The following is a 13,063-nucleotide window of genomic DNA, read 5'->3' as shown; positions in this document are numbered from 1 at the left end:
ACTCCCGCGAACCGCCTGCGTGCCGGGCGTACGCGGAGCCGCTACCTCGGCACTCACGCGGCCGGCGAGCCCGGACCGGCACGCGCCCCGGCCGCCGCGACGGCGCCCTCGGGTGCGCATCCCGCTACAGTTGGCGCAAACCGTGTGGCATGTGGGTATATCAGCATGACGGAACTTCGTGACGGAGGGCTTTCGATGGGGTTGTTCACCAAGCGCAAGCGGCGTGCGGACCGCAAAGCCGAGGCGAAAGCCCTCAAGCACAAGGCCGCGCTGGAGGCCAAACTCGGCGCCCGCAACGAACGCAAACGTCAGCGCGCCGAACTCCGCACCCAGCGCGATGTGGCGAAGGCACAGATCGCGGCATTGAAGGCCGAGGAGAAGGCCGCCCTCAAGACCGCCGAACGGGCCGACCGGGAACTGCTCACCGCGAGCCAGGTGAAGAAGTATCTGGGCGTGGCGCGGGTGCTGGTGCCGGTGCTGGCGCCGCTGGCCTACCGGGCCGCCACCTTCGTCCGGGGCCAGATCGACACCCGCCGCGCCCACCGGCTGGGTATCGGCCTCGGTGACCTCGGCAACTTCACCGGTCACGGCGCCCGCCTGCAGGCCCGGATCACCGGTGTCGAATCGACCCTGGCCGGTATCGAGAACTCCGGCGACAAGAGCGGCGAGACGCAGAAGTTCGTGGCCGCCACCCGCGACCGGCTCGCCAGCCTGTCCGCGGCCGTGCGCACCGCCGAGCAGATGCCCGCGCCACGCCGCCGGGCGGTGCACAACTCCATCTCGCACGAACTCTCCGGCGTCGAAGCCGATATCCTCGCGCGCCTCGGCGTGCACTGACCGACCGTTTCGTCATGCTGCATCGTGCCCGGACCGCCACCGGATCCCCGCCGCACCGGCGAGCGGTCCGGCGGCCGGGCATCGATGGGCTCCGGGGCGGCCTGGTCGGTATGGCGGTGGTGGTCCTCGCCGCGGCCGCGCACGGCTGGGCCGGCGGCGGCTATCCCGGCTCGGCGACGGCGGCGCTGCTCCTGCTGAGCGCGGCGGTCGCCGGAACCTTCGCCTCGATGCTGCCGCCCGCCGGCGGTGCGTGGCGCCGAGCCGGCGTGGCGGCGGCACTCGGTGGCGGACAGGCGGCTTCGCATATCGCGCTGAGTCTGCTGCCCGCCCACGAGCCGGGTGAAACATCGTGCGGGAGCGGTCATTCCGGCCTGACGTCGATCTTCCCGAGCAGCTGGATGATGCTGGCGCACACGCTCGCGACCGTGGCCTGTGCCGCGCTCATCGTGGCCGTGGAACATCTGTATGCCGCTGTCTCCCACTCGGTCCGGGCCGTCACGACCCGGCCGCTGCCGCCGGTGGATATCACCACCCCCCGGTGGCGGACCGCCGCGCGGCCGGCGTGGCAGCAATGGCGCGCCGGTGCCCTCGGCTCCCGCGCACCACCGGTACTCGCCTGAACCGCCCCCGACCACAGGCAATTCCCCGGCATATCGCCGAGTACCGAGAAAGTCACCCATCGTGAGCTCAATCATGTCCACCTCACTGTCGCGCGCCCTGGTCGCGACCGGCGCCGCCGCAGGTCTCGCCCTGCTCGCCTCCGGCACCGCGGCCGCCCACGTCACCGCCGACGCGCCCGGCGCGGCCCAGGGCGGTTACGCCGTCATCACCTTCCGCGTGCCGACCGAATCGGCGACGGCGTCCACCACCAAGCTGACCGTCGCGCTGCCACAGCTGTCCGCGGCCCGCACCGAACCCGTCGCGGGCTGGACCGCCAAGACCGAGAAGAACGACAAGAACCAGTTCACCTCCGTGACCTGGACCGCGAACCCGGGTAATCCCGGCATCACCCCCGAACAGTTCCAGCGCTTCGCCCTCGCGGTCGGTCCGCTGCCGAAGCAGGACAAGATCAGCTTCCCGGCCACCCAGACCTACAGCGACGGCAAGGTCGTCAACTGGAACGAACCCATGCCCGCCGGCGGCGACGAACCCGAGCACCCCGCGCCGAGCGTCACGCTGGCGGCCGCCGGATCCGAGCACGACCACGCGGCCGGCATGTCGAGCGAGACCGACAATGACGAGTCCGATTCCGACAACACCGCGCGCTGGCTGGGCGGTATCGGACTGGTGCTCGGTGCCCTCGGCGCCGCGCTCGGACTCGGCAGCCTGATCCGGAGCCGGCGCGCATGATGCGCCGCATACTGTTCGCCCTGGTCGGGGCGCTGGCGCTGAGCGGAGCGACGATCGCGGTCGCCGGCCCCGCCGCCGCGCATTCGACGGTGGTATCCACCGACCCCGCCGACGGCGCGAAACTCGCGACCGGCCCGGCGCGGGTCAGCATCACCTTCAACGAGAATCTGCAGCCGAGCTTCCCGTCGCTGACCGTCGTCGGCCCGGACGGGAATCTGTGGTCGAAGGGCAAACCGGTGGTGGACGGGCCGACCGTCAGCGTCGAGGTCGGTGACCTCGGCCCGGCCGGCACCTACACGATGGCGTACCGGGTCACCTCCGCCGACGGCCATCCGGTCAGCGGCACCCGTACCTTCGAGCTGACCACGCCCGGTCACGGGACACCGGGGGCCAAGGCCGACGCCAAGAGCAGCTCGGGTGGCGACGGTGATTCCGGTGGCGTACCGCTGTGGGTGTTCATCGTGGCCGCGGTCGTCCTGTTCGGCGGTGGGTTGGCGTTCGCGCTGTTCGGCGGTCGCTCCCGACGGCCGGGCAGCGGCGGCAAACCATGAGGCCTGGGACGGCCGGCAACAGATCGACCGCACTGCGTTACGCACTGCTGCTGGTCGTCCCGGCCGCCCTCGTCGGTGTCGCCGCCGGATGGGCGCTCGCCGCACCCGATCCGGTCCAGGCCGAGGCGCCGGTGCGCACCCTGGCCGACGGGCTGGGCGCCACGGTTCTCGGCCTGGCGGCGCTGCCGCGCCTGCACGACCGGCTGCGGCCCGCGTGGCGGCTGCTGGCCGTGTTCGGCGCGCTCTGGACGGTCGCGGAATTCGTGCTGCTGTCCACCGAGGCCGCCGAGGTGGTCGGGGTCCCGCTGAGCCGGTTGCGCGCCGCCGATTTCGGCGACTACGTCGCGCATGTCAGCGGCGGCCAGATCGGCATCGCCGTACTGATCGGCACCGCGGCGGTCGCCTGCTACAGCACGCTGGCCTTCCGGCGACCGGACCGCGCGAGCGCCGATCTGGTGCTGGTCTTCGCCGCGGTGACCCTGGTGCTGCGGCCGATCACGGGCCATATGTCGCAGCAGACGCTGGGCTCGGTCCTGGCCGCGGTGCACGCTCTCGCCGCGGCCGCCTGGTTCGGTCTGCTGCTGGCGTTGGCGCTGGTGGTGCGCACCCGCGGTGAATGGGCGGTGATCCTGCCGCGCTATTCGGGCTGGGCGCTGCCCGCGGTGGCGGCGGTGACGGTGACCGGCGTGGTCAACGGGCTGGTCCGCGTCGGTGATCCGGTCGCGCTGGTCGACACCGGGTACGGCCGCATCCTGCTCGCGAAGACGGTCATGGTCCTCGCGCTGCTCGGGCTCGGCTGGTGGTGGCGGCGCAGCTGGGTTCCGGTGGCCACCGACCATCGGATGAGTGCGGACGACTCGTTGCGCCGGGCACTGATCGAGGTGGTGGTGATGGCGGCGGTGTTCGGCTTGGCGGCGACCTTGTCGGTGACGGCCTGAGTCCGAGCCCGGGCCGGATAGGCCCTGCGAACTGGAGTGATAGCAATTACATCCGGTCCGGGCCGGACTGCAACACGTTACGGTTACTCTCATGACCGCAGTGAAGATCGTGGCCGATTGCGCCGCGCCGGCCGAGACCGCGTTCGACTACGTCAACGACTATCGCCATCTGCCGGAATTCGTCACCGAGGTCCATTCCTTCCGCCCGATCACCGATCAGGTGGCCGGGCTGGGCGCGACGTTCGACACCGAGATCAAACTGGGCCCCGCCTCGCTGACCTCCCGGCTGCAGATCGTGCGCTGGGAGAAGAACGTCGCGATCGCGGTGAAGGCCGTGACCGGCTTCGAGATCGAATCGACCTTCCTGTTCCATCCCCGCGGCGACCGCGACTGCACGGTGGACGCCATCGTCGAATACCGGGTGCCGGGCGGGCTCGCGGGCAAGGTGCTGGGCAAGACCATCGAGCCGTTCGTGAAGCTGTCGGTCAAGCACACCACCCACAATCTGACGACCAAGATCGCGGAGTATCAGCGCACCCTCGACAGCTGAACCGGGCCGGGCCGCGGCAGGCGGCGGGAAGGTCTCAGGATCCGATCGTCGCCCGCATGGCAAGCTTATTTCGTGACCGATTCAGCAAACCTAGTGGCAACCGCCGACCTCGCCGATGAGATCGGCCCCGAGATTCGTAGCTGCGATACGCAATTCACGCAGTTCGGCGGCAATCCGGTGTTCAGCGGGCGCATCGTCACCATTCGCTGCTTCCAGGACAATCTGTTGGTCAAGCAGACTCTCAGCGAACCCGGTGAAGGACGTGTGCTGGTCGTCGACGGCGGCGCGAGCATCCACACCGCCCTCGTCGGTGACGTGATCGCCGGACGCGGCGTCGACAACGGCTGGTCCGGCGTCGTCGTCAACGGCGGCGTGCGCGATTCGGCGATTCTGCGCACCCTGCCCATCGGCATCAAGGCGCTGGGCACCAATCCGCGCAAGAGCACGCAGACCGGATCCGGCGAACGCGATGTGCCGGTCGAATTCGGCGGCGTCACCTTCGTTCCGGGCGAGATGCTCTACAGCGATCACGACGGGGTCGTCGTCCGCGCGGAATGAGCCGCCGATCGCCGCCGGGCCCGCGCCCGCCGAACTATCCGCCTGCCACCCGCACGCGGTGGCCGGCGAGTGCGACCACGTCTCCGGCATGGAGCTGGCGGCCCCGCCGTAGTTCCACCTCGTCGTTGACGCGCACGAGCCCGGCGGCGATCACGGTCTTGGCCTCCGACCCGCTGTCGATGAGATTGGCCAGCTTCAGGAATTGCCCGAGTCGAATGACTTCGTCTTCGATCGGCACATCGACTGGATCCGACATGGGTTACATCTTTACCGCCGCGCCCGGCGGGCCGCACGCCGCCCCCGTCGCGATGGGTACCGGGGTCCGGCGAAAGGATCGAATATGACCGTGCACGAGCAGGACTCGCCCGGTGGCCTTCTCCCCTCGAGCGGTCCCAGCCCGCACACTGGTGCGGTGACTTCCACGCAAGACCAGCTTCACTCGCGCGACCGCGGATCACCCTCCTCACCGGTTCCACATCGCGCCCACGGTCGGCTGAGCGAAGTCCCCCACCTGGTCGGCCTGGTGCTCGGCGTGTTCTCGATTCTGTGTGCGCTGTGGAGTATTTCGCCCGGCCTGCGCTACATCACCTCGGTCCCGCGGCACTACCTCGACGCCTACTATTTCGACGCGCCCGACACGAACCTGATGTGGGCGGTGATCGTCGGTCTGCTCGCCGGGGCGACGGCCTCCCGGAAACGCATCGCCTGGTGGCTGCTGGTCGGGTACATGGCGCTGTTCGCGCTCGCCAACGGCCTGGATTTCGCCGAGGAACAGGATCCGCACGCGCTGGCCGCGCTGTTCGTCCACCTGGCGGTGATCGGCCTGATGATCGCGGCGTGGCCGGAGTTCTACACCCGGGTGCGGCGGGGCGCGGTGTGGAAGGCGCTCGGTGTCCTGGTCAGCGGGCTGGTCATCAGCAGTCTGCTCGGATGGGGGCTGGTGGAACTGTTCCCCGGCAGCCTGCCGCGCGGTGCGCAACGCCCGCTGTGGGCAGTTTCGCGGGTCACGGCGACAATTCTGGTGGCGGACAACAACTTCGACGGCCATCCCCCGCATGTGGTGAATCTGCTGCTCGGCCTGTTCGGTGCGATCGCGCTGCTGGCGGCTGCGCTGGTGCTGTTCCGCTCCCAGCGGGCCTCCAACGCCATGACCGGACTGGACGAATCCGCGGTGCGCGGCCTGCTCGCCCGTTCCGATGTCGAGGATTCGCTGGGCTACTTCGCGACCCGCCGCGACAAGGCCGTGGTGTTCGCGCCCAGCGGTAAGGCGGCGATCACCTTTCGCGTCGAACTCGGCGTCTGCCTGGCCTCCGGCGATCCGATCGGTGTGCGGGAGGCGTGGCCGCAGGCCATCGATGCCTGGTTGCGACTGGCCGACGAATACGGTTGGGCCCCGGCCGTGATGGGTGCGGGTGAACTCGGCGCCACCGCCTACCGCCGGGCGGGCCTGTCCGCGCTGCGCCTGGGCGACGAGGCGATTCTCGACACCCGTTCCTTCTCGCTGGCCGGGCCCGAGATGAAGCAGGTCCGCCAGGCCGCCAACCGTTTACACAAACAGGGCTTCACCGTCCGGGTCCGCCGGCACAGCGAACTGTCACCGGATGAGATGGCGCAGATGATCGCCCGCGCCGATTCCTGGCGCGACACCGAAACCGAACGCGGCTTCTCGATGGCACTGGGCCGGCTCGGCGACCGGCTCGACGGAGACAGTCTGCTGGTGGAGGCGCTCGACCGCGACGGCCGCGTATGGGGCATGCTCTCGCTGGTGCCGTGGGGCCGCAGCGGTGTCTCGCTCGATGTGATGCGACGAGATCCCAAGGGCCCCAACGGAATCATGGAATTCATGATTTCCCAGCTGGCACTGACCTCGGAACAGTACGGGATCACCAGGGTCTCGCTGAACTTCGCGGTGTTCCGTTCGGTCTTCGAGGAGGGCGGCCGGATCGGTGCCGGCCCGGTGCTGCGGCTGTGGCGCAGTGTGCTGATGTTCTTCAGCCGCTGGTGGCAGCTCGAGGCGCTGTACCGGTCGAATGTGAAATATCAGCCGCAGTGGGTGCCGCGGTTCTTCATCTTCGAGGAACGCCGCCAGCTGCCGCGGGTGGCGCTGGCCAGCGCGCTGGCCGAGGGCTTTCTGCCGCGCTTCGGCACGCAGCCGGACGCCTCGGCGCACACCGGTCTGCATTCCGCGGTGCCGCCCACCCTCACGGGCCTGCACGCCGACGGCAGCCCGCCCGAGGCGCCGCCCTCGGAACTCGAACAGGCCGCCGCCCGCCGCCCCGAACAGGTGCGGGTGCGGATGGACAAGGTGCGCCGGCTCGAATCGGCCGATATCGACGCCTATCCGGTGGCCTACGCCCCGACCCATTCGATCGCCGATGCCCGCCGCTCCCCCAAGGGCACCACGGTGCGGGTGTGCGGACGGCTGTTACGGATCCGCGATCACGGCGGCGTCACCTTCGCCGAGTTGCGCGACTGGTCCGGCGACATCCAGATCCTCATCGACCGGGACCGGGTCGGCGCGCGCCGCTCGCGTTCGTTCGGCGAGTACTTCGACCTGGGTGATCTGATCGAGGTGAGCGGCCAGATCGGCACCAGCCGCCGCGGCGAACTGTCGCTGCTCGCCCAGGACTGGCGGATGATCGGCAAATGCCTGCACCCGCTGCCGGACAAGTGGCGCGGACTCGCCGACCCGGAGGCGCGGGTGCGGCAGCGCTACGTCGATATGACGATCAACGTCGAGGCACGCGAGGTGCTGGCCAAACGCAGCGCGGTGGTGCGGTCGCTGCGGGACACGTTGAACGGCTGGGGTTTCCTCGAGGTCGAGACGCCGGTACTGCAGCAGGTGCACGGCGGCGCCAACGCCGCGCCCTTCCGCACCCACATCAACGCCTACGACCTGGACCTGTATCTGCGCATCGCACCGGAGCTGTATCTCAAGCGGCTGTGCGTGGGCGGGATGGAGAAGGTCTTCGAGCTGGGCCGGGTGTTCCGCAACGAGGGTGTGGACTACAGCCACAATCCGGAATTCACGATCCTGGAGGCCTACGAGGCGCACAGCGACTACGAGCGGATGATGCACGCGTGCCGCCAGCTGATCCAGAATGCGGCGATCGCGGCCAACGGCGCCTGCGTCGCCCTGCGACCGGATGCGGACGGAACACTGACCGAGGTCGACATCTCCGGCGACTGGCCGGTGCGCACCGTGCACGGCGCCATCTCCGACGCCGTCGGCGAGACCGTCACCCCCGACACCCCGGTGGAGCGGCTGCGATTGCTGTGCGACAAGGTCGAGGTGCCGTATCAGCCGGGCTGGGACGCCGGGCAGATCGTGCTCGAGATGTACGAGCACCTCGTCGAGGACCGGACCCTGGAACCGACCTTCTACATCGACTTCCCGACCTCCGTCTCACCGCTGACACGCGCGCATCGCCGCATCGACGGTGTGGCCGAACGCTGGGATCTGGTGGCGTGGGGTGTCGAACTCGGCACCGCCTACAGCGAATTGACCAATCCGATCGAACAGCGCCGCCGCCTGACCGAACAGTCGCTGCTGGCCGCGGGCGGCGACCCGGAGGCCATGGAGCTGGACGAGGATTTCCTCGAGGCGCTGGAGTTCGCGATGCCGCCCACCGGCGGCCTGGGTGTGGGCGTGGACCGCGTGGTCATGCTGATCACCGGCCGCAGCATCCGCGAAACCTTGCCGTTCCCGCTGGTCAAACCACGCACCGGCCAGGGCGACGGGCGCTGACCGCACCGACGGTGTCCGAGGGCGCGCACCCGTTCGCGAACCCGGAACCGGCGTCCGGCACAGTAGATCCGTGCAGCTTGTTCTCGTGCGTCACGCCCAGCCCGGACGGGTGCTGACCACCTCCGGTCCCGCCGATCCCGAACTCACCGAACTGGGTGTCGAACAGGCCCGGCGGGTACCCGCGGTGATCGCCCGCTTCGCGGGGGGCGAACATCGCATCGCACGGGTGGTGAGCAGTCCGCAGCGGCGGGCCCGCGATACCGCCGCGCCGACGGCCGAGAAGCTGGGACTGCCGGTCGACGTGCTCGACGGGCTGGCCGAATACGACCGCGACCTCCCCGCCTACATCCCGATCGAAGATGCCAAGCGGGACTTCCGCGCCACCTACGACCGGATCAAGGCCGGACATCTGCCCGAACAGATCGACGGTCCCGCGTTCGTGGCGCGGGTGCTGGGCACGATCGCCGATATCGTCGCGGCCGCCGAACCGGCCGATACGGTCGTCGCCTTCGCCCACGGCGGGGTGATCAACGTACTGCTGCAGGACGTGCTCGGCCTGCGACGGCCGCTGACCTTTCCGATCGACTACTGCTCGATCACCCGAGTGCTCTTCTCGCGCAGCGGGACCCGGACCGCGGCCACGGTGAACGAGAACAGCCACGTCTGGGAGCTGTTGCCGCGCAATCTGCCGGCGAACTGAACTGCCGTCACAAATTCACAGCCGATTACCAGCGCGATCGCTTGTCCGTCCCAGGATCGAGTCGTTCGATGGGTGACCATGGGCCCCCGCACGACGGCCCGTGTTCCGAGTGAAAGGTAATCCGTTGCTCTCCAAGAGTTCTTCGCGCCGCAGGCTGATCGCCCGCATCGCCGTCGCCGGCGCCGTGGCCGCCGCCCCCGTGGCCGCGCTCGCCGTTCCCGCCTTCGCCGACACCCCGTCCGCCGCACCCGTCGACCGGCACGACCACGACCACGACCACGACGGGTGGCGTCATCACCACGACCACGACCACGGGCCCTGGCAGCCGGGCCCGGGCGGTTTCCTGCCCGGTGGTCCCGACGGCTTCCTGCCCGGCGGGCCCGGCGGCTTCCTCCCCGGACCGCCTCCCACCGGCTCGTTCGGCTGATCGACCGCGACGGCATACGAGGGCCGCTCCTTTTCGGGAGCGGCCCTCGTTGCTGTGTGGGAGGCGGATGCACCGGCCGGGACCGGTATCCGCGGCACCGTGACCGGTCGCTTCAAAGTTCATTCACAGTTCGCGGACATCGCCGTCCCAGCCGGGGGCGTTTCGATGTACTCGTGAGCCGCCGGGCCGACCGGCCCGAAACCGACAGCGCGGCTCCATATTTCGCAGACGAAAGGCCGAAACCTTGCAGACCACCGCGAAGCCGAAGAACCGCACCCGCCGCCTCGTGACCCGCGTCGCCGTCGCCGGCGCGCTCGTCGTCGTTCCCCTGTCCGCGCTCGCCGTACCGGCCTTCGCCGACACCCCCGCCAACGCTCCCGGCGCGGTCGCCATCGACCGTGACAACCACCCCGGCGACCGCGATCACGACGGCGACCACCGCGGGCCGGACGGTGACCACCGCGGCGACAACCGCGGAGATCGGGACCGCGGACCGGAGAACCAGCCGGCTCCCGCGCCGCAGCTGCCCCAGCTCCCGCCGACCGGTTCCGCCGGCTGATCACCGGCTCCGCCTGCTGATCCCGGAAACGGTGAAGGCCACCCCGCTCGATGCGGGGTGGCCTTCACGGGTGGATCACCGGCTCATGCCATTCCGGCGATCCAGTTGTGCATCCAGGAGATCGCGGTCTGACCGCCGCCCACCGAGTAGCTGCCGTAGGAGGTGTGAGTACCGGACTGGTAGAAGTGCTCGAGCTGTTCCACCCGCTGCTGGTTGGCGTCGTCGGTGAGCTGCGACTGCAGAGCCGCGACACCGCCGTGCGCCATCAGATCGCCGATGATCGAACCCGCCTCGAGCTGGTACCGCCACAGATTGGCCGCGCTCGCACCGGAGGCCTGCGCCAGGAAGCCGGCGAAGCGGGTGACGTAGTCGGTGTCCTCGGTGGAGCAGTACAGGTCACCGGCCGCGCAGATGGTGCGCACCCGGTCGCTGAGGAAGCCGAATCCACCCACGCGCGGACCACCGGCACCGGCGCCGCCGACCACCGGGCCGACCTGGACGTCGGTGGGCGAACGGCGCGGATCGGAGATCAGGCCCACACCCGAAACGCGGTCCGGCGGAACCACGCCCAGGCCGGTGCCGATCTCGGCCGCCAGATCGCCCGCGGCATCCGCACCCTGGCTGTAACCGACGATCGCGTAATGCGTGCCGGCGCAGCGGGCCGCCATCCCCTGGATGAGGCCGCGCGCGTTGTCGGTCGCTTCCTTCTTGGAGGCGCCGTAGACATCGCCCTCCCACGGGAAGGCGGTCGCGGCGTAGCTGACGTAGTCGACATCCGTCGAACTCGGCAGGCCGCGGGTCACACCGGACAGCATGCCGGGGCCGACCATGTGATCGGGCTTGTGGTCACCGGTTTCCCAGGTGCCCGGAATCGCGACGACATACAGGCTCGGGCATCCGGGATCCGCACTCGCGGAACCGCTTCCGATCGCGGTACCCGACACTGCCATACCAGCCAGTACCGCGACTGCCGCCCCGGCGGCCGCGACAACCTTCTTCAACCGCATGCTGCTCCAGTTCAAGCCAGCCCTCGCCGGGGCTCCTCATATGTATTCGCCGCTGATGATGCCGCCGCCACATTGCCGCGCGGTAAATTCCCGGCGAAGCAAAAACCGCCCGCCTCCGTGACACGCGGCAGCGAGACGACCTCGCGACAACGAGTCCGGACACGGACCAAGAGCATTTACGACATACCGGTGCTCAGGATAACGGCGGCATCGAGGAACTGCCATCCGAGCTCGAAATCCCGTCCGATTTCCGATGTTTGAGACTCGGGTAGACGTTTCCGCACTACAGAGCGAAAAAACAGGCGTCCACGGGCTCGAAAGCCCGTGGACGCCTCTGATTTTCGATTGTCAGCGCTGAGCGACCGCCGTCGGAGCGATCGGCGCCGGAAGCGCGGTTTCGCCCTCGAGGTGCTTGTCGACCGCCGACGCGGCGGCCCGGCCCTCCGCGATGGCCCACACGATCAGCGACTGCCCACGACCCATATCGCCCGCGACGAAGACGCCGGGAACGGTGGTCTGGAAGTCCTTACCGCGCTTGACGTTGCCGCGCTGGTCGTAGCCGACGCCGAGATCCTCGAGCAGACCCGGCTTCTGCGGGCCGACGAAGCCCATCGCCAGCAGGACCAGATCGGCCTCCAGCGTGAAGTCGGTGCCCTCGACCTTCTCGAAGCGGCCGTTGACGTTGCGAACCTCGTGCGCCTGCAGTCCGGTCACCTTGCCGTCCTCGCCGATGAACCGCTCGGTGTTCACCGAGAAGACGCGCTCGCCGCCCTCTTCGTGTGCCGAGGAGACCCGGAACATCAGCGGGTAGGTCGGCCACGGGGTCGACTCGGCCCGTTCGGCCGGCGGCTTCGGCATGATCTCGAACTGGTGGATGCTGGCCGCACCCTGCCGGTGCGAGGTGCCCAGGCAGTCGGCGCCGGTGTCACCGCCACCGATGATGACGACCTTCTTGCCCTTGGCGTGAATCCGCGGCAGGCCCTCCTCGTCGGCGACCGGATCGCCCAGCTGGACACGGTTGGCCAGCGGCAGGAATTCCATCGCCTGGTGGATGCCGTCCAGATCGCGGCCCGGAATCGGCAGATCCCGCGCGATGGTGGAACCACCGGCGAGCACCACCGCGTCGAACTGCTCACGCAGCTGCTCGGCGGTGATGTCGACACCGACGTTGACGCCCGCCTTGAAGATGGTGCCCTCGGCCTCCATCTGTGCCAGGCGGCGGTCGATGAAGCGCTTCTCCATCTTGAATTCCGGAATGCCGTAGCGCAGCAGACCGCCGATGCGGTCGTCGCGCTCGAACACCGTGACGGTGTGGCCGGCGCGGGTCAGCTGCTGGGCCGCGGCCAGACCGGCCGGACCCGAACCCACGACCGCGATCTTCTTACCGGTCAGGCGAGTCGGATAGACCGGCTGCACCCAGCCCTCGTCGAAGGCGTTCTCGATGAGTTCGACCTCGACCTGCTTGATGGTGACCGGATCCTGGTTGATGCCGAGCACACACGACGCCTCACACGGCGCCGGGCACAACCGCCCGGTGAACTCCGGGAAGTTGTTGGTCGCGTGCAGACGGTCGATGCCCTCGCGCCAGCGATCCCGGTACACCAGATCGTTCCACTCGGGAATCAGGTTCCCCAGCGGGCAGCCGTTGTGGCAGAACGGGATACCGCAGTCCATGCAGCGGCTGGCCTGGGTCTGCAGGGTCTGGTGGGAGTAGTTCTCCTCGTAGACCTCTTTCCAGTCCATCAGTCGCAGCGGTACCGGACGGCGGGTGGGCAGCTCCCGCTTGGTGTGCTTCAGAAATCCCTGTGGATCACCCACGTGCGGCCTCCGTCTTTTCG

Annotated in this window: 14 protein-coding genes; 11 read left to right on the top strand and 3 right to left on the bottom strand. The window is 69.2% G+C overall.

What is annotated here, in order from left to right; genetic code table 11:
• Positions 1 to 195: 195 nt before the first annotated feature.
• From ON23_RS00150 to rraA, 7 genes are all read left to right on the top strand, one after another.
• Positions 196 to 837, top strand: a complete 642-nt coding sequence (locus ON23_RS00150; RefSeq protein ID WP_039775078.1) for a DUF6474 family protein — start codon at positions 196 to 198, stop codon at positions 835 to 837.
• 14 nt (positions 838 to 851) lie between these two features.
• On the top strand, positions 852 to 1,457 hold the full coding sequence (locus ON23_RS35655) for a hypothetical protein (protein ID WP_051041728.1): 606 nt from the start codon (positions 852 to 854) through the stop codon (positions 1,455 to 1,457).
• Between the two features lie 73 nt (positions 1,458 to 1,530).
• Entirely contained in the window at positions 1,531 to 2,187 is a 657-nt protein-coding gene (locus ON23_RS00140; RefSeq protein WP_039775076.1) for a YcnI family copper-binding membrane protein, read from the top strand.
• Positions 2,184 to 2,738 carry a copper resistance CopC family protein gene (locus tag ON23_RS00135; RefSeq protein WP_039775074.1) on the top strand — a complete coding sequence of 185 codons (555 nt, stop codon included), beginning with the start codon at positions 2,184 to 2,186 and terminating at the stop codon, positions 2,736 to 2,738. Before ON23_RS00140 ends, ON23_RS00135 begins: the two co-directional genes overlap by 4 nt.
• Positions 2,735 to 3,676: a CopD family protein gene (locus ON23_RS00130; RefSeq protein WP_039775073.1), complete on the top strand. Its 942-nt coding sequence runs from the start codon at positions 2,735 to 2,737 to the stop codon at positions 3,674 to 3,676. The genes ON23_RS00135 and ON23_RS00130 overlap by 4 nt, the downstream gene beginning before the upstream one ends.
• A 91-nt stretch (positions 3,677 to 3,767) precedes the next feature.
• Positions 3,768 to 4,226, top strand: a complete 459-nt coding sequence (locus ON23_RS00125) for an SRPBCC family protein (RefSeq protein ID WP_036496952.1) — start codon at positions 3,768 to 3,770, stop codon at positions 4,224 to 4,226.
• Between the two features lie 72 nt (positions 4,227 to 4,298).
• Positions 4,299 to 4,784: a ribonuclease E activity regulator RraA gene (gene rraA / locus ON23_RS00120; RefSeq protein ID WP_039775068.1), complete on the top strand. Its 486-nt coding sequence runs from the start codon at positions 4,299 to 4,301 to the stop codon at positions 4,782 to 4,784.
• A gap of 34 nt (positions 4,785 to 4,818) precedes the next feature.
• Here the strand turns inward: rraA and ON23_RS00115 are convergent, their stop codons facing one another.
• Positions 4,819 to 5,040 (bottom strand): RNA-binding S4 domain-containing protein, encoded by a 222-nt coding sequence (locus tag ON23_RS00115; protein WP_030516732.1) that lies wholly within the window; start codon positions 5,038 to 5,040, stop codon positions 4,819 to 4,821.
• 156 nt (positions 5,041 to 5,196) lie between these two features.
• Here ON23_RS00115 and lysX point away from each other — a divergent pair, with 156 nt between their 5' ends.
• The 4 genes from lysX to ON23_RS00095 all read left to right on the top strand — a co-directional run bounded on the left by lysX (position 5,197) and on the right by ON23_RS00095 (position 10,218).
• A complete protein-coding gene (gene lysX, locus ON23_RS00110) occupies positions 5,197 to 8,532 on the top strand; it encodes a bifunctional lysylphosphatidylglycerol synthetase/lysine--tRNA ligase LysX (RefSeq protein WP_039775111.1) in 3,336 nt (1,111 codons plus the stop codon).
• A gap of 70 nt (positions 8,533 to 8,602) precedes the next feature.
• A complete protein-coding gene (locus tag ON23_RS00105; protein ID WP_039775067.1) occupies positions 8,603 to 9,232 on the top strand; it encodes a histidine phosphatase family protein in 630 nt (209 codons plus the stop codon).
• A gap of 109 nt (positions 9,233 to 9,341) precedes the next feature.
• On the top strand, positions 9,342 to 9,659 hold the full coding sequence (locus ON23_RS00100) for a hypothetical protein (protein WP_245555882.1): 318 nt from the start codon (positions 9,342 to 9,344) through the stop codon (positions 9,657 to 9,659).
• Positions 9,660 to 9,903: 244 nt separating this feature from the next.
• Positions 9,904 to 10,218, top strand: coding sequence for a hypothetical protein (locus ON23_RS00095; RefSeq protein ID WP_039775062.1), 315 nt, complete (start codon positions 9,904 to 9,906; stop codon positions 10,216 to 10,218).
• Positions 10,219 to 10,301: 83 nt separating this feature from the next.
• Here ON23_RS00095 and ON23_RS00090 read toward each other — a convergent pair whose 3' ends face one another.
• Together ON23_RS00090 and ON23_RS00085 are read right to left on the bottom strand one after the other, a co-directional pair.
• Positions 10,302 to 11,225 carry a cutinase family protein gene (locus ON23_RS00090; RefSeq protein WP_083903576.1) on the bottom strand — a complete coding sequence of 308 codons (924 nt, stop codon included), beginning with the start codon at positions 11,223 to 11,225 and terminating at the stop codon, positions 10,302 to 10,304.
• A 348-nt stretch (positions 11,226 to 11,573) separates the two neighbouring features.
• Positions 11,574 to 13,043, bottom strand: coding sequence for a glutamate synthase subunit beta (locus tag ON23_RS00085; protein WP_039775061.1), 1,470 nt, complete (start codon positions 13,041 to 13,043; stop codon positions 11,574 to 11,576).
• Between the last annotated feature and the right edge of the window lie 20 nt (positions 13,044 to 13,063).

The sequence above is a fragment of the Nocardia cerradoensis NBRC 101014 genome (assembly GCF_000308535.1).
GTDB lineage: Bacteria > Actinomycetota > Actinomycetes > Mycobacteriales > Mycobacteriaceae > Nocardia > Nocardia cerradoensis.
Note: the sequence above shows the minus strand (reverse complement) of the source record. Positions and strands in the feature narration are given on the sequence as shown.

Bases quoted from the DNA above. Each gene is read 5' to 3' on its own strand.
- ON23_RS35655 (WP_051041728.1), top strand. From the start codon at position 852: ATGCTGCATCGTGCCCGGACCGCCACCGGATCCCCGCCGCACCGGCGA.
- ON23_RS00130 (WP_039775073.1), top strand. From the start codon at position 2,735: ATGAGGCCTGGGACGGCCGGCAACAGATCGACCGCACTGCGTTACGCA.
- ON23_RS00090 (WP_083903576.1), bottom strand. From the start codon at position 11,225: ATGCGGTTGAAGAAGGTTGTCGCGGCCGCCGGGGCGGCAGTCGCGGTA.
- ON23_RS00115 (WP_030516732.1), bottom strand. From the start codon at position 5,040: ATGTCGGATCCAGTCGATGTGCCGATCGAAGACGAAGTCATTCGACTC.
- ON23_RS00135 (WP_039775074.1), top strand. From the start codon at position 2,184: ATGATGCGCCGCATACTGTTCGCCCTGGTCGGGGCGCTGGCGCTGAGC.
- ON23_RS00150 (WP_039775078.1), top strand. From the start codon at position 196: ATGGGGTTGTTCACCAAGCGCAAGCGGCGTGCGGACCGCAAAGCCGAG.
- ON23_RS00125 (WP_036496952.1), top strand. From the start codon at position 3,768: ATGACCGCAGTGAAGATCGTGGCCGATTGCGCCGCGCCGGCCGAGACC.
- ON23_RS00140 (WP_039775076.1), top strand. From the start codon at position 1,531: ATGTCCACCTCACTGTCGCGCGCCCTGGTCGCGACCGGCGCCGCCGCA.